The sequence below is a fragment of the Variovorax sp. FW305-3-2-15-B-LB1 genome, from assembly GCF_058787635.1.
Window position 1 is genome coordinate 51,799 of record NZ_JBYSZY010000024.1, and the last position, 19,878, is coordinate 71,676.

Sequence of the window (19,878 nt, forward strand, 5' to 3'; positions counted from 1 at the left end):
GTCAGGCCTCCTGCGCCCTGCTCCCGGTCGGCTCGGAGCGCACGCCGCCGAGCGTGAGCCAGGTCAGCACCAGCGCGATGAGCGCACCGGCCGCCATGCCCGCCACCATCGGCAGCGGACGGCCGTTGGAGAACAGGCCCACCACCGCCATCGCCAAGGCGCCGGTCAGCATCTGCAGCGTGCCCAGCAGCGCCGAGGCCGTGCCGGCGATGGCGCCGTGCATCTCGAGCGCCAGCACGCCGGTGGTCGGGATCACCAGGCCCATGAAGCCCGAGGCGATGAAGTACAGGACGATCAGCACCCACAGGTTGTCGCCGCCCATCGCGAAGTACACGAACATGGCGACCATCGCCACGCCGCAGCAGGCCACGCCGAACTTGACGAGGTTGACCAGCCCGTAGCGCTCGCCCAGCGAGCCTGTGAACTGCGAGGCCGCGATGAAGGCTGCGGCGTTCACGCCGAAGGCCACGCTGTACATCGCGGGCGACAGGCCGTAGTGGTCGATCATCACGAACGACGAATTGGCCAGGTAGGTGAAGAAGCCCGCCATGGCGAAGCTGCCGATGAACACCAGGCCGAGGTAATGCCAGTCGCGCAACAGCAGCCAGTAGGCCGACAGCGCGCTGCCCAGGCTGCTTTCGACGCGCTCCGAGGCCGGACGCGTTTCGTCGAGCAGCTTGACCATCATGGCCAGGCCCGCCACCGCGGCGATGGTGACGGCCCAGAACACGCCGCGCCAGCCGGTGAAGGCGATGACCAGGCTGCCCGCGAGCGGCGCCAGGATCGGCGACACGCTGAACACAAGCATCAGCAGCGACATCAGCCGCGCGGCGTCGGTGCCGGTGTGCAGGTCGCGCACCACGGCGCGCGGAATCGCCATGCCGGCGGCCGCGCCCAGGCCCTGCACGAAGCGCAGCGCGATCAGGGTCTGGATATCGGTGGCCAGCGCGCAGCCCACGCTGGCCAGCGCGAACAGCACCAGCCCGGCATACAGCGGCGGCTTGCGCCCGACCATGTCGGAGATCGGGCCGTAGAGCAACTGGCCCGCGCCGAGCGACAGGAAGAACGCGGTGAGGCTCATCTGCACCGCGCCGATGTCCGCATGCAGGCTCTGCCCGATAGCGGGCAAGGCCGGGAGGTACATGTCGATAGCGAAAGGCCCGATGGCGGAGAGCAGGCCCAGCAGCAGGGCCATCTTGAAGAACGGAGAAGAACGCATTGGGTCGATTGTGGCGAAGGCTCGCAATCGGTGCAGGCGTGGGGTCGGCGGCCTGGGCCGCTAGTGCATTCGTTCTACCGGGCGGTACGCCGCGCCCGCTCAGTACAGGGTGGCCTGCTGCCGCGCCGGCAGTTCGCGGTCGTAGGTGGCGCCGTCGAAGGCCGCATCGGTCAGCGCCGAAAGGATGGCGCCCGGCGTCGGAACGGTGCGCGGCGCGTCCTGCGGCACCGGCGCCCAGAGCTTCGAACGCTGGATCGCGCGGGCGCACTGGAAGAACACGGTCTCGACGGCGACCTCGATCACGCACTGCGGCGCGCGCCCTTCCACCGCGAAGCGCGCCAGCAGCTCGGGTGCCACGCGGATGCGTGCGCGTCCGTTCACGCGCAGCGTCTCGCCCACGCCCGGAATCAGGAACAGCAGGGCCACGCGCGGGTCGGCCACGATGTTGCGCAGGCTGTCGATGCGGTTGTTGCCGCGCCGCTCGGGCAGCAGCAAGGTCTTGTCGTCCTGCACCGCGACGAAGCCCGGGGCGTCGCCGCGCGGCGAGGCGTCGAGCCCGCCGGGGCCGGTGGTCGCGAGCACCGCGAACGGCGATGCGGCGATCAGCGCCTGGTAGCTCGGGTGCAGGTACGGCACTTCCTTCTTGAGCGAGGCTTCGCCCGGCTGGCCAAACAGGGCTTCGAGTTCGGCGACGGTGTCGATGGTGGTCATGGGGCGATGTTCTCCTGGATCGGGGTGGGTGGCGATGCGCGCCGGACACAGGCCAGCGCCGCGATCGCCAGCAGCAGCGCGGCGGTGCCGTAGATCCACGGCGGCGAGGCAATGGGCAGCAGCACGCCGGCCAGCAAGGGTCCGGCGCCCGCGCCGATGTCGCGCCAGACCGCGCGGGCCGCCAGCGCCCGCACGCGCTCCGGCCCCGGTGTGCGACGCGCCACGATGGGCGGCAGGAGCGGCAACTGCAGTGCGCGCAGCACCACGATCAGCGCCGCGCAGCTCCACAGCCAGCCCAGGCCAAAGCCCACGAGCGCGAGCGACGTCACCAGCGACAGGCTCACGAGCAGGCGCTCGGCGCCGAAGTGCTCCGCCATGCGCCCGCCCACCGGCCCGAGGAAGATTTCCGCGAGGTAGCGCAGCGCCATCAGCACGCCGGCCACGATCACCGCGCCGCCGGGCAGCAGGTCCTTGCCGAGGTACGACAGGCCCACGATGAACAGGCCGTCGAGCGCCAGCCCTTCCATGAAGGACCAGCCGTCCAGCGCGTTCGGCCGCGAGAAGCGCCGTGTCGGCGCGGCGCTGTGGTGCGGCTTCGACGGCAGCCGCCGGGTGACGAACAGCGCGAGCAGCGACACCACCGCCAGCACGCCGAAGATCGCGCGCGGCCCGACCGTGTACGCCAGCAGCGCACCGAGCGGCAACGCCAGCACCGGCCCCGTCGCGATGAAGGCGCGCGAACGCCCGCTGCGCCGCGCGGCACCGAGCGGGTCGGCCGTGGCCAGGGCCTGCGTCGACAGGTTGAGCGCCGCGAAGCACAGGCCCCAGGTCAGCCGCAGCGGCAGCAGCGCCCAGAACCCCGAGAGCGTGGCGTAGCCCAGCCCGCAACACGCGGCGGCCACCACGGCCAGCGTGCAGCTCGCCCGGTCGCCATGGCGCGCATAGAAACGCGCCACCCAGCCGTAGCCCGCGATGCGCACCAGCCGGTTGGCCGCCAGCAGCAAGCCGACCTCGGCCAGCGAGACGCCGAACTGCGACGCATACATGGGCAGCAGCAGGTACAGCACCACATCGGCCGGCAGCGACAGGCCGAGCGCCATGGCGGCGTGGCGGGAATCCAGGTCGGTGGAACGGACGGGAACGGCGGGAGAAAGCGGTGGTGCGGCGGACATCGAGCCCGTATCGTGCCCGCTCGCGCTGCCCGCCGACAAACGACATTCCCGCGCGGCATGCGTGAGAAAATCGCACGCATGCCGCTTCGCGAACCGCCCCTCCATGCCGTGCGCGCCTTCGTGGCGGCGGCCCGCCACCTGAGCTTCACGCGTGCCGCGGTCGAACTGCACGTGACGCACAGCGCGGTGAGCCGGCAGATCAAGAGCCTCGAGGCCTGCCTGGGCGTGGCGCTGTTCGAACGCCGCATCCGGCAGGTCACGCTGACGCCCGAGGGCCAGCAGTTCTTCGCGGAAACCGAACCCGCGCTCGCGCAGATCCACGCGGCGGCCCGCGCGCTGCAGCTGCAGGGCCCGGCGCGCGCGGTGCGCAGCAACGTGCGGCCCTCGTTCGCGGTGCGCTGGCTGATTCCCCGGCTGCCATCGTTCGTGGAACGCCATCCCGATATCGAGCCGCAGGTCGTCACCAGCACCGTCATGCCCGAACAGGCCACGGACAGCTTCGACATCGCCGTGCGCCGCGGCCTCGAGGGCTGGCCGTCGTCGATCCAGGTGCGGCCTTTCCTCGAAGACGAAGTGCTGGTGGTCGGCGCGCCCGCGCTCTTCAAGGCGCAGCCGCTGCCCGACCTGCGCGCCCTCGCCTCGCATGTGCTGCTGTCGGCGCGCACGCGCAAGGACGATTGGGACGACTGGAAGAAGCAGGTCGGCGCACCGCGCGCGCGGCCGGCTGGTCGGCTGCAATTCGATCACCTGCACTTCGTGCTGCAGGCCGCGGTCGACGGCCTGGGCATCGCGCTGGCGCCGACTTCGCTGGTGGCGCACGACCTGGCCTCGGGGCGGCTGCAGTCGCCGCTGCCTGGGTTGCGGATGACGCTGGAGCGCTACTACTACGGCCTCGCGCCCGACGCGGTGCCCGAGGCAGTGTGCGTGGCCGAGTGGTTCGAGCAGATGAACGCGGGCTGAGGCTTCCACGTCCGTAAACGGCCAGCGGCAGACTGGCGCGGCCCCGAGGATGCGGTCTTTCTCTTCGTGCCACGCCCCATGCCCTCGCCTCTTCCCCGTTCCTTCTCCCACCTCGCCTGGGCCAATCTGGCGGCGCAGTCCGCCGAACAACTGAGCCTCGCGGCCGTGCCGTTGGTGGCCGTGCTCGCACTCGGCGCCGGGCCGGGCGAGATCGGCTTCCTGGCGGCGGTGCAGACGCTGCCCTTCCTGCTGGTCTCGCTGCCGATGGGCCTGCTCGCGGACCGCATGTCGCGCCGTCGCCTGATGGTGTGGGCCGAGGGCCTGCGTGCGGTGTCGCTGCTGGCCTTGCTTGGCATGGTGCTGTCGTCGACGCTGGGTATCGGCGGGCTGGCTGTGCTCGGCTTCGTCGGCGCGGTCGGCACCGTGGGCTTCAGCGTCGCGGCGCCCGCGCTGGTGCCTGCCCTCGTACCGCGCGACGCGCTGGCGCGTGCCAACGGGCGGCTGGAGCTGGCGCGCAGTGCCGCCTTCACGGCCGGACCCGCGCTCGCGGGCGCACTGGTCGCGTGGGCTGGCGCGTCGTCGGCCTTCGTGCTGGCGTCGGTGCTGTCGGTGGCGGCCGTGGGCCTGTTGCTGCGCCTGAACGAGGCGCCCCGCCCCACGGCCCCGTCGCGCCATCTACTGCGCGACGTGCACGACGGCGCGCGCTTCGTCTGGCAGCACGCGTTCCTGCGGCCGATGCTGATGACCGGCGCGGTCTTCAACATCTCGTGGTTCGTGCTGCAGGCGGGCTATGTGCCCTATGCCGTGCGCGTGCTGGGCCTTGGCGCGCAGGCCGTGGGCTTCACGCTCGCGATGTACGGCGCGGGCATGGTGGTCGGTGCGCTGCTGACCTCGCGCGTGACGGCGCGCCTGCCTTTCGGTCGCGCGATCCAGGTCGGACCGGCCGTGGCTGTGGCCGCCGCTGCGACGATGGCGGCCACGCTCGTCGTGCCGACCGCCTCGCTGGCCGCGCTCTCGTTCTTCCTGTTCGGCGCGGGGCCGATGGTCTGGGTCATCACCTCGACCACGCTGCGCCAGAGCGTGACGGCCTCGGCGATGCTGGGCCGCGTGTCGGCGGTGTTCCTCACGGTGAATGCGGGTGCGCGCCCGGTCGGTGCAGCGCTCGGCGGCCTGGTCGGCGCCTTGTGGGGCGAGCCGGCCTGCCTGCTGCTGGCGCTCGCGGGCTTCGCGTTGCAGGCCGTGATCATCTTCGGTTCGCGCATCGCGGGGCTGCAGCAGTTGCCGGTGCCTGCGGCCTGAGCACGCCAGCTCAGAACAGCGAGCGCGTTCCGCTCGGCGTTGCGCCTTCGATGTCGAGCATGCGCAGCTTGGTCAACGCACCGCCGCCCGCCGAGAAGCCGCCCGGCTTGTTGCCCGCGGCCAGCACGCGGTGGCACGGCACGACCGGCGCGAAGGGGTTGTGGCCCATGGCCTGGCCGACCGCGCGCGACAGGCCCTTGTCGCCGAGCTCTTCGGCCACCTCGCCGTAGGTGCGCGTCTGCCCCGGCGGAATGCGCCGCGCGATCGCATAGACGCGCTGGTGGAATTCGGACACGCCGCGCATGTCGAGCTCGATGTCGCACAGATCGTCGGTCGCGCCTTCGAGCAGCGCCTGCACACCCGTGATGGCGTGCTGCGCGCGTGGCGACGGCGGAGCTTCCTGCAGGTCAGGAAAGCGCCGACGCATGCGCGCACGCGTCGCGGTCTCGCCCCGCTCTTCGGGCAGCTGCACACCGACCAGCCCCTGCGGCCCCCAGGCCAGCGCGCAGACGCCGATGGCGGTCGGGAACAAGGCAAAGCCGGATTCGGAAGGGGATGCGGCAGTCATCGGAGCATTGTGATTCAAGGTTGAAAAACGACGCGCGGACACGGGCGCGAAGCCCACTTCCGCAGAAGAGAAAAAGTACCAGCCGAAGACCCCGAAATACCAGACTTTCATTCGGCGCTTCGAGGCATTTCCGCTCATCCTTTCGAACGCGCCGAACGTCGGCAAGCCGTTGTCGGACATGTGCATCGGCCCCTAGTCTCGCGCCCAGAAGTTGTCGGCTGAAATTCCAAAACAACAGGGAGACACATGCACATGAGGCCACGCGATTCTTCGCGGCCGGCGCGGCTGCGCGACCAGCGCGGACTGACGGCCATCGAGCTGATGGTCACGCTGGCGATCCTCGCGATCCTGATCGGCATCGCGGCGCCTTCGATGACGCGCTTCATCGTGCAATGGCGGCTGTCCAACGCCGTCAACGCCGTGACCGGTTCGTTGCGCACCGCACGCACCGAAGCCATCGCCCGCGCAAGACCCGTCGTCGTCTGCCAATTGCGCGCAGGCACCGAGGTCGAGTGCGAAACCGGCTCGGGCGGCAGCGATTTCGCGGCCGGCTGGATCGTCTTCGCCAAGAACGACCGCGACGGCGACTTCGCCTATTCCGAGTCCACAGACGAAGTGCTGTTGCGACAGGACGCACTGCCTAGCATCGCGAAGATTGCCCTGGGCAAAGCCGGCCGCTTTGTCTTCCTGCCCAATGGTCTGGTGAGCTCGGGGAGCAACAGCATCACGGTCGAGGCCCCCGGTTTCGAAACAGCCAGTACCACCCCATGGGCACGCAAGACGCTGTGCATCAGCAAGCCCGGGCGCATCCGCTACGCCGCGGATGGCGAAGATTGTTCGGGCAACGACGAATGAAGCGCCCCACACAACAGCGCGGTGCCACCCTCATCGAGGTGCTGGTCGCCATCGTCATCCTGGCCATCGGCCTGTTCGGCATGGCCGGCCTCACCTCGGCGGCCCTCAAGTACAACCAGTTCTCGCGCATGCGCGCCACGGGCCTGAGCCTGGTGAACGACTACGCGGAACGCGCCCGCGCCAACCTCGCCGGCTTTGCCGGCTACACCCACGCCAAGGCCTACAACGCCAGCACGCGCGAGGCTGCCTCCACGGACCCCACGCCGCCGCCCGCCGCGTGCGAGGTCGACACCTCCGTTCCCGACAGGCCGGTCAACACCTGTGGCGCGGCCATTGCCGCCTACGACCTCGCGCAGTGGCTCACGAATGTCGGGAACCGGCTGCCCGGCGGCACGGCCTATGTCACGACGGAACTGGTCGACGCGGCCTCCGGCGTGAACGGCCTGCCGGCCACGCGCGTGCTGAACATCTGGCTGATCTGGCGCGCCATCGCGGAGGACACGGGCTTCGCGCTGCACCAGACCTGCCCCATCGCCGGCGCCAACATCGCGGCCCCGGCAGAGGTGAACTGCATGTACTTCCGGGTCACGCTGTGAGCACCGTCTTCACTGCACTCCCACGCACGCGCAACGCGGCCCGCGGCTTCACGCTGATCGAGCTGATGATCTCGCTGACGATCGGGCTGGTGATCCTGGCCGCCGCCCTGTCCACGTTCTCGACCTCCAGCCGCAGCAGCCAGTTGTCGCAGGCCGAGACGCAGTTGAACGAGGACGGCATCCTCGCGCTCAACCTGATCCAGCAGCAGCTCAAGCAGGCCGGCTACTCGCAGCAGCTCATCCCGAGCAACGGCGCCACGGTGATGGGCAACTACGCCGGCCCCGCCGTGCGCGGATGCACCGGCGGATTCACCGACGCCGCAGCCGCCTTCGACAAGCTGTCGTGCACGGGCAAAGGCAGCGACGCCATCGCCATCCGCTACGAAGCCACCACCGACAACACCATGCCCACGGGCACCGACGCCAAGCTGGCGACGAACTGCCTGGGCAACGGCATCAACGCCCTCACGCCGACACAGGTGAACCCGCCGCCCACGCCGGCACCCGACGCGCCCCCACCCGGCGACTACGCCCTGGCCGACAACCGCTATCTGGTGACAGACGCGAGCACGGCACCGATGCTGTCCTGCCGCGGCATGGAAAAGCGCGACGCCGTCAACGCCATCGGCCCCTCGCAGCCGCTGCTGGCCAACGTCGAGAGCATGCGCATTCTTTATGGCGTGGCCAGCCGTCCCAGCATCGAGCTGGCGGCCACCTACGACCCGCTGCGGCACCAGATCGTCAAGTACCTGGATGGCGCGGGTGTCGATGCCCTACCCGGCAGCGGCGTTCTTGCCGATCTCGCCGAAGACCGTTGGAGCCGCGTGCTGAGCGTGCGCGTGTGCCTGCAGATGCGCAGCGACCGGCCGGTGCGCGACGTGCCCGACGGTGGCCTTGCCTACAAGCGATGCGACAACACCGACCGCACCGGCACCGACGGCTACCTGCGCAGGACCTTCACCACCACGGTGCTGCTGCGCAACCGCCTGATCACCCCATGAACACGAAGCCATCCCCTCTTCCGCGCCGCGTCGCCGGCCGTGCGTACGAACGCGGCGTGGTCCTGATCGTCACGCTGGTCCTGGTCGTGATCCTGTCGCTGGTCGGCACCTTCGCGATCCGCAATGCCACGCAGAGCGAGCGCAGCGTGAACGGCATCCGTTCGACCGAGGTCGCGCGCGAGGCCGCCGAGACCGCGCTGCGTTTTTGCGAACAGGTGGCCATCTTCGACGGCGACGACAAGGACTACACCGACTACGCCTCCGTCGGCATGCGCGCCCGGATCATCACGACCCCCATCGGCTCGGAGTTCGACGAAACCGCGGCATGGCGCAAGAAGGCCAGCTGGGTCAGCAACAGCGCGATCGTCGTTCCGAAGGCCTACGTCAACAAGAAGCCCACCGGCACCGCGGTCGACGCGACGCCCCTGCAGATCGAACCGCGCTGCCTCATCCAGAAGATCGCCACCACCTCGACGCCCAGCCTGACCGGCTACCTGATCACCGCCCGGGGCTTTGCCAACAACGCCAGGTTCGAGACGTCGACCGGCATCGCCACCCAGGGCGCCGAAGCGTGGCTGCAGTCCGTGCTGACGCGCGACAAATGACTTCATGACCTTCATCGCCATGACACACCTGCCTTCTGCTTCTTCGCGCTCCCGCCGCGGCTTCACGCTGATCGAAGTCATGGTCGTCGTCGCGATCGTCGCCATCCTGGCCGCCATCGCGCTGCCGAACTACCAGGAGCACGTGCGCCGCTCCAAGCGCGCCGAAGCCCAGGGCATCCTGATGGAGGCCGCGCAGTTCATGCAGCGCTACTACTCGGCGAACGATCGCTACACCGCTGCCGCGGGCGATGCCGGCGAGGAGACCGAGCAGAAGAAAGGCGCAGAGAGCCTGTTGCCCAAGGCCTTGCAGCAGTCGCCGAAGTCCGGCGCCGCCAACTACACCATCGCCGTCTTCGCGCGCGACACCCCACCCAGCTTCATCCTCAAGGCCACCCGCACCGGCAGCATGACCGGCGACCGCTGCGGCACGCTGACCTTGAGCGGGCTGGGCGTGAAGGACATGGACGACGAGGTCACGGGACTGCTGACGAAGGAGTGCTGGAGATGAATCTCGCACGCCTTATCAGCGCCCCACTTTCAACCGCAGGGAAAACCGCATGACCGCCACGCGCCCGTTTCTTGTTCCGGCACCCGCCAAGGCTGCACGCATGCGGCGAGCCTTCGTCAGTCTCGCTGTCGCGTGGGGCGCGGCGCTTCTTCCCGTTGGCGACGCGCTGGCTGCCACGACGCCAAGCCAGGCCCCGCTGTACAACGCCGTGCCGGGCGCCAAGCCCAACCTGATGTTCGTTTTGGACAACTCCGGGTCAATGGACGACGAGATGCAGGACGGGTATGCGGTCAACGACCAGTGCAAGGGAGCAGAGAAGAATTGCGAGGGCAAGTTCGGGTGGTATTCGATGCGGTCCAGCAACATCAACACCCAGTACTACAACCCGGCGATCACCTATAGCGCCAGAGTCGATGCGACCGGAAAGGAAAAGCCCAACCCGGTTTCTTTCGTGGACAACCAATCGTCCACCGACAGAAGGCCCTTGCACGAAGCGGGGATGACGACAAGCACCAAGAAGTTCATCTACGTTCTGTGCAAGAACAACGACTGTTCCAGCGAGGCCAATCGAACAGTTGGCACCATCGGGGCGCTCGATGTCGGCAATGTCCCCTTGCCACCCGGACACAGGCGAACCGACTGCGGGAGCGCCAACGAATGCACCGCGGCGTTGGAGCGCAAGAACATCGCGAACTGGTACATGTGGTACCGCAACCGCGCACTCGCCGTCAGCACCGCGCTGGGCCTGGCGATGCAGAGCTACGACAACAAGTTCAGGGTCGGGTACGTTCAATACAACCAAAGCGTGGCGGAAGTAGATCCGAGAAACCCGGCCAAACCCGCCGAGCACATCGTCAGCGGCGTCAACTACTTCAAGGACGAGTCCACCGCTTCGGGACAGAAATGGAAGTCCAGGTTCTATAGCTGGATCTACGACATCGTCCCCAACGGAGGAACGCCGAGCCACAACGCCCTGAGACTCGCCGCCGACTATTACGCCGGCAAGGAGACCGCGACCTATGCGACCTCCTCGCTGACCCACCCCTGGAAGAACGATCCGAACGACGTGACGAGCGGCGAATTGAGCTGCAGACGCGCTTACGCCATCGTGCTGTCCGATGGCGCCTGGAACTCGGGCACGGCGCAAGACATCGACACGCGCTACACAGCCACGACCGCCAGCACCAACTACGACGGCAAGCCTTCCGGAAGTGCAGCGAAGTTCAAATACGACCCCAAGGGCGCTCCCGCCCGCGACAGCCTGGACCTGCCCCAAAGGTTGAGCGCCAGAAACCTCTACATCCCCTACAGCGATGGCGGCACCAGCAGCAACGGTTTTGCCGACCTCACGGCCCGCTATTTCTGGCACACGGATTTCTCCAGCGCCCTGTCCAACGACGTGCCGCCCGTGGAGGGCCAGCACAACCCCACCTTCTGGCAGAACATGACCACGTACACCATCGGCTGGGGCCTCACGCCCTCGGGCGACTCACCCCTCAAGAAAGGGCTGACGTGGGCGCAGATCGAGAAGTACAACAGCGACTGGCTCGCCGGCAATCCGGTGACGCCGCCGCAGTGGGCGACCGGCGACCTGAACACCGGCGGCGGGGACGCGGGCGACGCCCGGCGCGTCGACGACTTCATCCGTGCCGGTTTCACCGGCGGCGGCCGTGCCTACAGCGTGTACTCGGGTGAGGACGTGCGCCGCGCGCTCGACAACGCCTTGAGCAGCATGGTCGGCTCCGGCAACGACGCCGGCGTGGCGGTATCGGGCAACAGCAACGAGTTCCAGACGCTGCAAGGCCAGTACAAGTACACGACCGAGTACCAGACGGCCGACAACAGCGGCGACATCAAGGCCTTCGCGCTGAATGCCGACGGCGGCAACGCTGTCTTCGACGATGCCGGAAAGCCGAAGCCGGCCTGGTCCGCCAACGCCAGGATGCCGGCCGTGGACAAGCGCACGATCCTTGCCCTCTCGAACTACGACCCCAACGCCCCCGGGAACGCCCAGCGCACGGCGCTCACCGACCGCACCCGGCTGAGCGACCTGCCGAGCGACCTCCAGGCCCTGCTGAACGCCGACAAGCAGCAGGCCACCGACGAACGCTTTGTCCGTTACCTGCTGGGCGAGGACCCGCAGAAGGATGTCGGCGGCACGGTCTACCGGCTGCGCAGGCAGCCCATCGGCGCCTCGGTCAACTCACCGCCGGTGTTCGTGGGGGGACGCTTCGACATGGGCTACGGCACCTTCGGCGCGGTCGACGGCAAGGACACCTATGCCGACTACAAGGCGCTCAAGACCACGCGCCCTCCCACCATCTTCGCGGCCACCAACAACGGCAAGGTCCATGTGCTGAACGCCGGCAGGAGCGACGCTGCAGGCAGCGAGCTGGCCGCGTTCATGCCCAAGGGCGCCATGGCCTCGCAGATCGACCTCGCCGGCGCGAACTTCCGCTTTCGCTACACGCTCGACGGCCCGCTGGTCGAGCAGGATGTGTACGACAGGAACGGCCAGACCCCGGCCGGCGAAAAGAACACCTGGCGCCAGCTGGTGCTGGGCACGGGCGGACGCGCGGGCCCTTTCATGTACGGACTGGAATCGCCGTTGAACAACGTCGACAGAACCCCGGGCAAGGAACACTTCCTCTGGGAAGTGAACAACAAGCACAAGGACTATCCCCACCTGGGCCATGTGACCAACAACCCCGCCGCAGGCCAGCTGGACGACGGCACCTGGGTCATGCTGACCGGCAACGGCCACTACCCCGAAACGCAGAAGGTCGGGCTGTACGTGGTGGAGGCGCTCACCGGCAAGCTCAAGCAGTTCATTCAACTCCCCACGGGCTATGGTGGCGAGGTCAGCGGCGGCAACCGCGGCCTGGGCGGCGTGGTCGCGGTGCGGGACAGCACCCGCCGCATCGTGGCTGCCTACGCCGGCGACGCCAACGGCAACCTGTGGCGCTTCGACCTGCGAAGCGCGAAGCTCGCGGCCTCCGTTCCCAGGCGGCTGTTCACCACGCCACAGGGCAGAAAGCAGCCCATCTATGCCGCGCCGACCTGGCAGGTCCACCCGGGCGACGGAAGCACGTGCACCTACAGCGCCACCTCGCAGTGCGGCGCCATCGTGGTGATCGGCACGGGCATCCTGCTCGACGAAGACGACCTGGCGATGCCGGCCACGAAGCAGGCCCTCTACGGCCTCTGGGACCAGACCCCGATCGGAGGCGACGACAAGGCCGGCGCCGTCCCGATCAACACCTCGAACCTCGTGGCGCAAACCATCAGCCCCGCGCTCAAGACCGGCGCCGGCATCGAAGAGGGAAAGGACTTCTACCAGCTCAGCACGAACGCTGTCGACTGGACGAAGAAGAAGGGATGGCTGCTGAACCTCGGCACCATCACCCACCCCGGCGCGATGGCCAACGGCGAGCGCGTGGTCGGCGACCTCGCCAACCTGGGCAGCAGCGTGATCGTCTCGTCCTTCCTGCCGGAGGACAAGAAACAGGGCATCGAATCCTGCACGGCCACGGGCAGCCTGCCCAACATCATCTACGTGCTCGACGCGTTGACCGGCAAGAACAAGAACTCCTTCGACGTGGATGGCAACGGCAGCTTCGACGCGTATTCAGTCGTCTCGATCCCCACCGGCGGCTTCACGCGCGGCAACGTGAACTCGCGCAACATGGTCGGCCAGCCCAACGAAGGCCAGCCGGACGGCAAGCCCAGGAGCAGCTGCACCAACGAAACCGGCTTTCTCACCGGCGTGGGCGGCACGCAGAAAGCCGGTGACGGCTGCCCGGACTCGCGCACCTGGCGCCGCAGCTGGCGCCAGGTGGTCTCGCCACCCTTCTGAGTGCCGAAAGAGAAAGCCGCAGCCGCCTCAGAGCATCATGTGTCGCGCCAGCAGCACCGCCACATGCACCGCCTCGCGCTGCGCGCCGTCGCCGATCTGGTGGCGGCAGCTCGTGCCGTCCGCCACCACGACCGCATCGGGCCTGGCGCGGATGGCCGGCAGCAGGCTCGCCTCGGCCATCTGCATCGACACCTCGAAGTGGCTCGCCTCGTAGCCGAAGCTGCCGGCCATGCCGCAGCATGAGCTCTCGATGAGTTCGGGCTCAGCGCCCGGAATCAGCTTCAGCACCTCCATGATCGGGCTCACCGCGCCGAAGGCCTTCTGGTGGCAGTGGCCGTGCAGCAGGATCGGCGCGGTGGCCGGCTTCAGCGCGAGTTCGAAGCGGCCGGCCTTGCGTTCGCGGGCGATGAACTCCTCGAACAGCAATGCCTGCTTCGCGACGGCTTGCGCCTTGTCGCCGAAGCCCATCACCAGCGTTTCGTCGCGCAGCGTGAGCAGGCACGAGGGCTCGAGACCGACGATGGGAACACCGGCATGCGCCAGCGGCAGCAGCGCGTCGATCAGCGCCCCGGCGCGCACCTTGGCTTCGTCCACCATGCCACTGGCCAGGAAGGTCCGGCCGCAGCAGTGGTGCCCGCCGCCCTTCTCCACCGTGTGCAGCGCATAGCCCGCAGCGTGCAGCACGCGTGCCGCCGCAAAGACGTTCTCGCTTTCGAAGGTGCCGTTGAAGGTGTCGACGAACAGCACGGCGACCTTCTCGCCGCGCGCCGCGGCGGCGAGCACCGAGGCCTGATCGGAAAACAGGCCGGCCGCCACCGCGTCCTTCGCACGCCAGAAGGTGTCGGTGCGCCATTCGGGCAGCGAGCGCTTCGCTGAAAAGCCCAGCATCTTCTCGCCCAGCCATGCCGCGCCCGGCACGCGGTTGCGCAGGTTCAGCAGCCAGGGCATGCGGCTGGCGCGGTGCGCGTAGTCGGGCATGTAGGCGACCAGCTTGTCTTTCAGCGTGTGGCCATGGCGCTTCTTGTAGTGGTCGAGAAACTCGATCTTCATCTTCGCCATGTCCACGCCGGTCGGGCAGTCGCGCTTGCAGCCCTTGCAGCCCACGCACAAGTCCATGGTCTCGTGCATGGCCTCGCTGGTGAAGGCGTCGGCGCCGAGCTGGCCCGACAGCGCCAGGCGCAGCGTGTTGGCGCGCCCGCGCGTCAGGTGCTGCTCGTCGCGCGTCACGCGGTAGCTCGGGCACATGGTGCCGGCGTCGAACTTGCGGCAGTGGCCGTTGTTGTTGCACATCTCCACGGCCTTGGCGAGGCCGCCGGTGCTGTCGCCGCCCGTGCCGGGCGCGGTGGTCACCTCGGTCACGGGGTCGGCGTTGACGTTCCAGCCCGACCAGTCGAGCACGGGCTTCAATTCGATGCGGCGGTACGGCTTCGGCGCCGTGGGCGGCGCAAAGCGGAACAGCGCGCCGTCGTCCATGCGCGGCGGGTCGATGATCTTGCCGGGGTTGAACAGGCCGATCGGGTCGAGCTGCTGCTTGATCGCGCGAAAAGCCTCGTTGATCGCCGACCCGAACTGCCACTCGATCCATTCGCCGCGGCACAGCCCGTCGCCGTGCTCGCCACTGAACGCACCCTTGTACTTGCGCACCAGCGCGCTGGCCTCTTCCGCGATGGCGCGCATCTTGGCCGCGCCGTCGGCGCGCATGTCGAGAATGGGCCGCACGTGCAGCGTGCCCACCGAGGCATGCGCGTACCAGGTGCCGCGGCTGCCGTATTTCGCGAACACCTCGGTCAGTGCGTCGGTGTATTCGGCCAGGTGTTCGAGCGGCACCGCGCAGTCCTCGATGAAGCTCACGGGTTTGCCGTCGCCCTTGAGGCTCATCATGATGTTGAGGCCGGCCTTGCGCACGTCCCACAGGTTCTTCTGCCGACCGTCGTCGGGCATCTCGACCACGCTGCCGGGCAGGCCGAGGTCGCCCATCAGTTCGACCAACCGCTTCAGCTGCGGCAGCAATGCGGCCTTGTCAGCGCCCGAGAACTCGACCAGCAGGATGGCGGCGGGCTTGCCGATCAGCGCCGTTTCCACGGTCGGCTTGAACGCGGGGTTGGCCAGGCTCAGCTCGATCATCGTGCGGTCGACCAGCTCCACCGCCGTCGGTCCCAGCTTCACGATGTGCTGCGCCGCGTCCATGGCCGCATGGAAGGTCGGGAAGTTCACGATGCCCAGCACCTTGGCGCGCGGCAGCGGCGCCAGCTTGAGCTTCAGGCTGCGGGTGTAGGCCAGCGTGCCTTCGGCGCCGATCAGCAGGTGCGCGAGGTTCACGCTGCCGTCGGCCGTGTACGGCTTCTCGCTCTGGTTGTCGAAGATGTCGAGGTTGTAGCCCGCCACGCGGCGCATCACCTTGGGCCAGTGCTGGGCCATGGCCTCGCCATGCTGGCGCGCCAGCCCGTGCACGAACTGCGCAATGCCCGCCGCGCGCGCGCCCAGTTGGCCCAGCGGACCGAATTCGACCAGCTCGCCACTCGACAGCCACGCGCTCGCGCCCAGCACGTTGTGCACCATGTTCCCGTAGGCGATGGAGCGCGAGCCGCAGGAGTTGTTGCCCGCCATGCCGCCCAGCGTGGCCTGCGCGCTGGTCGATACGTCGACCGGGTACCAGAGCCCGTGCGGCTTGAGCTGCGCGTTCAGGTGGTCGAGCACCAGGCCCGGCTCAACCGTGGCGGTGCCCTCTTCCACGTTCACCTCGAGCACCTTGCGAAAGTGCTTGCTGCTGTCGATCACCAGCGCCGCGCCCGTGGTCTGGCCGCACTGGCTGGTGCCGCCGCCGCGCGCCAGCACAGGCACCTTCAGGTCGCGGGCGATGTCGATGGCGGTGGCGATGTCGCGCTCGTTCGTGGGCACGAAGGCGCCCACCGGCGTGATCTGGTAGATCGACGCGTCGGTGGCGTAGCGCCCGCGCGAGCCGTCGTCGAACAGCACCTCGCCCTGCGTGTCGGTGCGCAGCCGGCGCGCCAGCAGTTCGCAGGTGTCGTTGGGCGGAAGAACGGTTCCGGCTGGCTGCATGTGGCTGGCGGGATCGATGCGCATGGTGGGATGTCAGCTCGCTTTGTTGGTTGTGCTCTTGGCTTGCGGGTAGATCTGCCCGGCGCGCAGCAGCTCCAGCACGGTGTCACGCTTGCGCAGCACGTGCGCCGTGAGCACCTTGCGCATGGCCTGCGCGTCGCGCGCGGCCAGCGCCTGCACCATCTGCTCGTGCTCCTCGACCGCGTGCTTCCACTTGGTCTCGTCCTGGTTGGTGCGAAAGCGCAGCGACTGCACGCGGGCGTTGATCGAGCGGTAGGTGTTCGACAGCACCGGGTTTGCCGCCGCGTCGTTGATGGCGGTGTGGATGCGCGCGTTCAGGCGGTAGTAGCCCGACAGGTCGCGCCGCGCGAAGCAGGCCATCATTTCGTAGTGCAGCGCACGCACCTCGGCCAGTTCCTCGTCGGTGATGCGCTTGGCCGCCAGCTCGCCCGACATGCCCTCGAGCATCGCCAGCACCTCGAAGGTGTTGAGCACGTCGGCCTCGGTGAGCTTCACCGCCACCGCGCCGCGGTTGGGCAGCAGGTCGACCAGCCCCTCGGCGGCCAGCAACTTGATGGCCTCGCGCAGCGGCGTGCGCGACACGTTCAGCTGCAGGCACAGCTCGCGTTCGTTGAGCTTGGCGCCGGGCGCGATGCGCCCCTCCACCAGCATGGTGCGCAGGCGCGCCACCACCTGGTCATGCAAGGCCAGCCTGGAGATTTCGATGATTTCAGCGGTCATGTGTGGTTCCCTTGTCTGCATTTTGAATGCAAAAAATAGCCGATACAACCTGGGTTGATAGGTGTAAACCAGCATACATAAATGCATTTTGAATGCAAAACTGAGCGCACAAGGAGAGCCCATGCTGCAACTCGACATCCACCCCACCGGCCGTCACTTCCTCCAGATTCCCGGCCCCAGCCCGGTGCCCGACCGCATCCTGCGGGCCATGAGCCTGCCCACCATCGACCACCGCGGGCCCGAGTTCGGCACGCTGGGCCTGAAGGTGCTCGGCGGCATCAAGGAGATCTTCAAGACGAAGCACCCGGTCGCCATCTATCCCGCGTCGGGCACTGGTGCATGGGAAGCCGCGCTCGCCAACACGCTCAGCCCCGGCGACCACGTGCTCATGTACGAGACCGGCCACTTCGCGTCGCTGTGGCAGAAGATGGCCACGCGCCTGGGCCTGTCGACCGAGTTCCTGGCCTACACCGGCACCGACGCCCACCTGCCGAATGCGCCCAGCTGGCGCCGCGGCGTGCAGGCCGAGCTCATCGAGGCGCGCCTGCGCAAGGACACCGAGAAGAAGATCAAGGCCGTGTGCGTGGTGCACAACGAAACCTCCACCGGCGTCACCTCCGACATCGCCTCGGTGCGCAAGGCCATCGACGCGGCCGGCCACCCCGCCCTGCTCATGGTCGACAGCATCTCGGGTCTGGCCAGCGCCGACTACCGCCATGACGAATGGGGTGTCGACGTCTGCGTGAGCGGCTCGCAGAAGGGCCTGATGCTGCCGCCCGGCATCAGCTTCAACGCCCTCTCGCCGCGCGCCCTCGAAACGGCCAAGCACGCCAAGCTGCCCAAGGCCTTCTGGGCCTGGGACGAGATCGTCGAGATGAACAAGGACGGCTACTGGCCCTACACGCCCAACACCAACCTGCTGTACGGCCTCTCGGAATCGCTCGACATGATCCTTGGCGAAGGCCTGGACAACGTGTTCGCGCGCCACCAGCGCTGGGCCGCCGGCGTGCGCGCCGCGGTCAACACCTGGGGCCTGCCGATCCAGTGCGCCGACCCGTCCGTGTACTCGCCCGTGCTTACCGGCGTGATCACGCCCGAGGGCGTCGACGCCGACGCCGTGCGCCGCCTCATCCACCAGCGCTTCGACCTTTCCTTGGGCACCGGCCTGGGCAAGCTCAAGGGCCGCATGTTCCGCATGGGCCACCTGGGCGACAGCAACGACCTCACGCTCGTGGCCATGGTCGCGGGTGTCGAGATGGGCATGAAGCTCAGCGGCATCAAGCTGGCGGGCAGCGGCGTGCAGGCGGCGATGGACTATTTCGCGAGCCACCAGGCCGCGCCGGTCGGCCTGCAAAAAGCAGCCTGAACCCGGCGCACGCCAACCCACACGGGCCGCAGCGCATCGCTCGAACGATGCGGCGGTCCACCACCATCCTGCCGGGCCCGCGCAAGCGGCTCCCGGCACGCATCGGATTCCCCAACCGACGGAGACAAAGAAGATGCAAAGACGTTCCCTGATCCAGGCCGCCGCCGGCGCGGCCGCCACGCTGGGCGTGCCCCGGCTGTTCGCGCAGGAGTGGCCCACCGGCCCCGTGCGCATCGTGGTGGGCTTTCCACCCGGCGGCGGCACCGACGCGCTCGCGCGCGTGGTCGCGCAGAAGCTCACGACGATGTGGGGCCAGCAGGTCATCGTCGAGAACAAGGCCGGCGTCGCCGGCGTGCTCGCGGCCGACTACGTGGCGCAGCAGCCCAGCGACGGCAGCACCCTGCTCATGGCCCACATCAACAGCCACGCGCTCGCGCCCAGCCTGCAGCCCAAGCTGCGCTACAACGTGGAGCGCGACTTCGTGCCGATCGTGCTCGTGGGCGTCACGCCCAACCTGCTCATCGCCAACCCGGGCCAGAAGGCCTTGAGCGTGAAAGACATCGTCGCCGCCTGCAAGGCCGCGCCCGGCACCGTGAGCTTCGGCTCCGCCGGCGCGGGCTCGGCCCAGCACCTGGCGCTGGAGATGTTCAAGCTGCAGGGCGGCGTCGATGCGCTGCATGTGCCTTACAAGGGCAGCGGCCCGCTGCTGGCCGACCTGATGGGCGGGCAGATCCAGTACAGCTTCGAGACCATGACTGCCGCCACCCCGCACGTGAAGAACGGCCGGGTGCTCGCCGTGGCGCAGACGCGCACCAAGCGCGCCAAGGGCCATCCGAACGTGCCGACGATGCAGGAGCAAGGCTTCGCAGGTTTCGAAGCGACCACCTGGTACGGCCTGGCCGGCCCCGGCAAGCTGCCCCCGGCCATCGCGCAGAAAGTGAACCGCGACGTCAACACCGTGCTCGCGATGCCCGATGTGCAGGAGCGGCTCGACACCTACGGCGCGGAAGACGGCGGTGGTTCGCAGGACAAGTTCAAGCAGTTCATCAGCACCGAGATCGCCAAGTGGGCGAAGGTCGTCAAGGACGGCAAGGTGCAGGTCGAGACTTGACAGTTGTCGTTCAGGGCGACGCTCCCGCCGACGGGGAGCCTTGCTCCGCGAATGTCCCCCGGGGCTTCGCCCCTGCTCCTTGATTTCGCTGCGCAAGGCACCCCATCGGCGTGAGCGTTTCAGAGCAGTTGTTGATCGGCCGCGCACCAGCAGCGCGTCCATGTGCCCAGGACACTGGGTGCTTCCCGCAGCGAAATCAAGGAGGAGGCCGCAGGCCGGGGGACATTCGCGGAGGGAAGTACCCGGTGGC

16 protein-coding genes are annotated in these 19,878 nt (G+C 68.3%); 10 read left to right on the forward strand and 6 right to left on the reverse strand.

The window, feature by feature from the left end:
- Window position 1: 1 nt before the first annotated feature.
- From AC3WQR_RS16700 to AC3WQR_RS16710, 3 genes are all read right to left on the reverse strand, one after another.
- Window positions 2–1,219, reverse strand: a complete 1,218-nt coding sequence (locus tag AC3WQR_RS16700) for a multidrug effflux MFS transporter (RefSeq protein ID WP_492742848.1) — start codon at window positions 1,217–1,219, stop codon at window positions 2–4.
- 99 nt (window positions 1,220–1,318) lie between these two features.
- Window positions 1,319–1,930, reverse strand: coding sequence for a pyridoxamine 5'-phosphate oxidase family protein (locus tag AC3WQR_RS16705; RefSeq protein ID WP_492742851.1), 612 nt, complete (start codon window positions 1,928–1,930; stop codon window positions 1,319–1,321).
- Window positions 1,927–3,102 (reverse strand): MFS transporter, encoded by a 1,176-nt coding sequence (locus AC3WQR_RS16710; RefSeq protein WP_492742853.1) that lies wholly within the window; start codon window positions 3,100–3,102, stop codon window positions 1,927–1,929. The genes AC3WQR_RS16705 and AC3WQR_RS16710 overlap by 4 nt, the downstream gene beginning before the upstream one ends.
- A 78-nt stretch (window positions 3,103–3,180) precedes the next feature.
- Here AC3WQR_RS16710 and AC3WQR_RS16715 point away from each other — a divergent pair, with 78 nt between their 5' ends.
- Window positions 3,181–4,062, forward strand: a complete 882-nt coding sequence (locus AC3WQR_RS16715) for a LysR substrate-binding domain-containing protein (protein ID WP_492742855.1) — start codon at window positions 3,181–3,183, stop codon at window positions 4,060–4,062.
- Between the two features lie 78 nt (window positions 4,063–4,140).
- Window positions 4,141–5,361, forward strand: coding sequence for an MFS transporter (locus tag AC3WQR_RS16720; RefSeq protein ID WP_492742856.1), 1,221 nt, complete (start codon window positions 4,141–4,143; stop codon window positions 5,359–5,361).
- Window positions 5,362–5,371: 10 nt separating this feature from the next.
- Here the strand turns inward: AC3WQR_RS16720 and AC3WQR_RS16725 are convergent, their stop codons facing one another.
- Window positions 5,372–5,929, reverse strand: a complete 558-nt coding sequence (locus tag AC3WQR_RS16725; protein WP_492742896.1) for a methylated-DNA--[protein]-cysteine S-methyltransferase — start codon at window positions 5,927–5,929, stop codon at window positions 5,372–5,374.
- A 252-nt stretch (window positions 5,930–6,181) separates the two neighbouring features.
- Between AC3WQR_RS16725 and AC3WQR_RS16730 the strand changes: the two genes are divergently transcribed.
- From AC3WQR_RS16730 to AC3WQR_RS16755, 6 genes are read left to right on the forward strand one after another with little or no spacing between them, the layout of a single operon-like run.
- On the forward strand, window positions 6,182–6,784 hold the full coding sequence (locus AC3WQR_RS16730; protein ID WP_492742858.1) for a GspH/FimT family pseudopilin: 603 nt from the start codon (window positions 6,182–6,184) through the stop codon (window positions 6,782–6,784).
- The gene (pilV, locus tag AC3WQR_RS16735; protein ID WP_492742860.1) at window positions 6,781–7,380 is read left to right on the forward strand and encodes a type IV pilus modification protein PilV; all 600 of its coding nucleotides are present in this window, start codon (window positions 6,781–6,783) and stop codon (window positions 7,378–7,380) included. The genes AC3WQR_RS16730 and pilV overlap by 4 nt, the downstream gene beginning before the upstream one ends.
- Window positions 7,377–8,381 carry a PilW family protein gene (locus tag AC3WQR_RS16740; RefSeq protein WP_492742862.1) on the forward strand — a complete coding sequence of 335 codons (1,005 nt, stop codon included), beginning with the start codon at window positions 7,377–7,379 and terminating at the stop codon, window positions 8,379–8,381. Before pilV ends, AC3WQR_RS16740 begins: the two co-directional genes overlap by 4 nt.
- On the forward strand, window positions 8,378–8,986 hold the full coding sequence (locus tag AC3WQR_RS16745) for a PilX N-terminal domain-containing pilus assembly protein (RefSeq protein ID WP_492742863.1): 609 nt from the start codon (window positions 8,378–8,380) through the stop codon (window positions 8,984–8,986). The genes AC3WQR_RS16740 and AC3WQR_RS16745 overlap by 4 nt, the downstream gene beginning before the upstream one ends.
- Window positions 8,987–8,990: 4 nt before the next feature.
- Complete coding sequence (locus tag AC3WQR_RS16750) at window positions 8,991–9,494, forward strand: type IV pilin protein (protein ID WP_492742865.1); 504 nt, start codon at window positions 8,991–8,993, stop codon at window positions 9,492–9,494.
- 49 nt (window positions 9,495–9,543) lie between these two features.
- Window positions 9,544–13,350, forward strand: a complete 3,807-nt coding sequence (locus AC3WQR_RS16755; protein ID WP_492742867.1) for a pilus assembly protein — start codon at window positions 9,544–9,546, stop codon at window positions 13,348–13,350.
- 27 nt (window positions 13,351–13,377) lie between these two features.
- Here AC3WQR_RS16755 and AC3WQR_RS16760 read toward each other — a convergent pair whose 3' ends face one another.
- A complete protein-coding gene (locus AC3WQR_RS16760) occupies window positions 13,378–16,434 on the reverse strand; it encodes an FAD-binding and (Fe-S)-binding domain-containing protein (protein ID WP_492742869.1) in 3,057 nt (1,018 codons plus the stop codon).
- A gap of 9 nt (window positions 16,435–16,443) precedes the next feature.
- Window positions 16,444–17,151 carry a GntR family transcriptional regulator gene (locus AC3WQR_RS16765; protein ID WP_489056783.1) on the reverse strand — a complete coding sequence of 236 codons (708 nt, stop codon included), beginning with the start codon at window positions 17,149–17,151 and terminating at the stop codon, window positions 16,444–16,446.
- Between the two features lie 121 nt (window positions 17,152–17,272).
- On the opposite strand from AC3WQR_RS16765, the gene AC3WQR_RS16770 reads away from it, so the two are divergent.
- On the forward strand, window positions 17,273–18,517 hold the full coding sequence (locus tag AC3WQR_RS16770; protein WP_307638170.1) for a pyridoxal-phosphate-dependent aminotransferase family protein: 1,245 nt from the start codon (window positions 17,273–17,275) through the stop codon (window positions 18,515–18,517).
- Window positions 18,518–18,650: 133 nt separating this feature from the next.
- The gene (locus AC3WQR_RS16775; RefSeq protein ID WP_070060655.1) at window positions 18,651–19,628 is read left to right on the forward strand and encodes a Bug family tripartite tricarboxylate transporter substrate binding protein; all 978 of its coding nucleotides are present in this window, start codon (window positions 18,651–18,653) and stop codon (window positions 19,626–19,628) included.
- The last annotated feature ends 250 nt before the right edge of the window (window positions 19,629–19,878 follow it).

Coding starts and splice junctions, on each gene's coding strand:
- AC3WQR_RS16700 (WP_492742848.1), bottom strand. CDS start 1,219: ATGCGTTCTTCTCCGTTCTTCAAGATGGCCCTGCTGCTGGGCCTGCTC.
- AC3WQR_RS16705 (WP_492742851.1), bottom strand. CDS start 1,930: ATGACCACCATCGACACCGTCGCCGAACTCGAAGCCCTGTTTGGCCAG.
- AC3WQR_RS16710 (WP_492742853.1), bottom strand. CDS start 3,102: ATGTCCGCCGCACCACCGCTTTCTCCCGCCGTTCCCGTCCGTTCCACC.
- AC3WQR_RS16715 (WP_492742855.1), top strand. CDS start 3,181: ATGCCGCTTCGCGAACCGCCCCTCCATGCCGTGCGCGCCTTCGTGGCG.
- AC3WQR_RS16720 (WP_492742856.1), top strand. CDS start 4,141: ATGCCCTCGCCTCTTCCCCGTTCCTTCTCCCACCTCGCCTGGGCCAAT.
- AC3WQR_RS16725 (WP_492742896.1), bottom strand. CDS start 5,929: ATGACTGCCGCATCCCCTTCCGAATCCGGCTTTGCCTTGTTCCCGACC.
- AC3WQR_RS16730 (WP_492742858.1), top strand. CDS start 6,182: ATGAGGCCACGCGATTCTTCGCGGCCGGCGCGGCTGCGCGACCAGCGC.
- pilV (WP_492742860.1), top strand. CDS start 6,781: ATGAAGCGCCCCACACAACAGCGCGGTGCCACCCTCATCGAGGTGCTG.
- AC3WQR_RS16745 (WP_492742863.1), top strand. CDS start 8,378: ATGAACACGAAGCCATCCCCTCTTCCGCGCCGCGTCGCCGGCCGTGCG.
- AC3WQR_RS16750 (WP_492742865.1), top strand. CDS start 8,991: ATGACCTTCATCGCCATGACACACCTGCCTTCTGCTTCTTCGCGCTCC.
- AC3WQR_RS16755 (WP_492742867.1), top strand. CDS start 9,544: ATGACCGCCACGCGCCCGTTTCTTGTTCCGGCACCCGCCAAGGCTGCA.
- AC3WQR_RS16760 (WP_492742869.1), bottom strand. CDS start 16,434: ATGCGCATCGATCCCGCCAGCCACATGCAGCCAGCCGGAACCGTTCTT.
- AC3WQR_RS16765 (WP_489056783.1), bottom strand. CDS start 17,151: ATGACCGCTGAAATCATCGAAATCTCCAGGCTGGCCTTGCATGACCAG.
- AC3WQR_RS16770 (WP_307638170.1), top strand. CDS start 17,273: ATGCTGCAACTCGACATCCACCCCACCGGCCGTCACTTCCTCCAGATT.
- AC3WQR_RS16775 (WP_070060655.1), top strand. CDS start 18,651: ATGCAAAGACGTTCCCTGATCCAGGCCGCCGCCGGCGCGGCCGCCACG.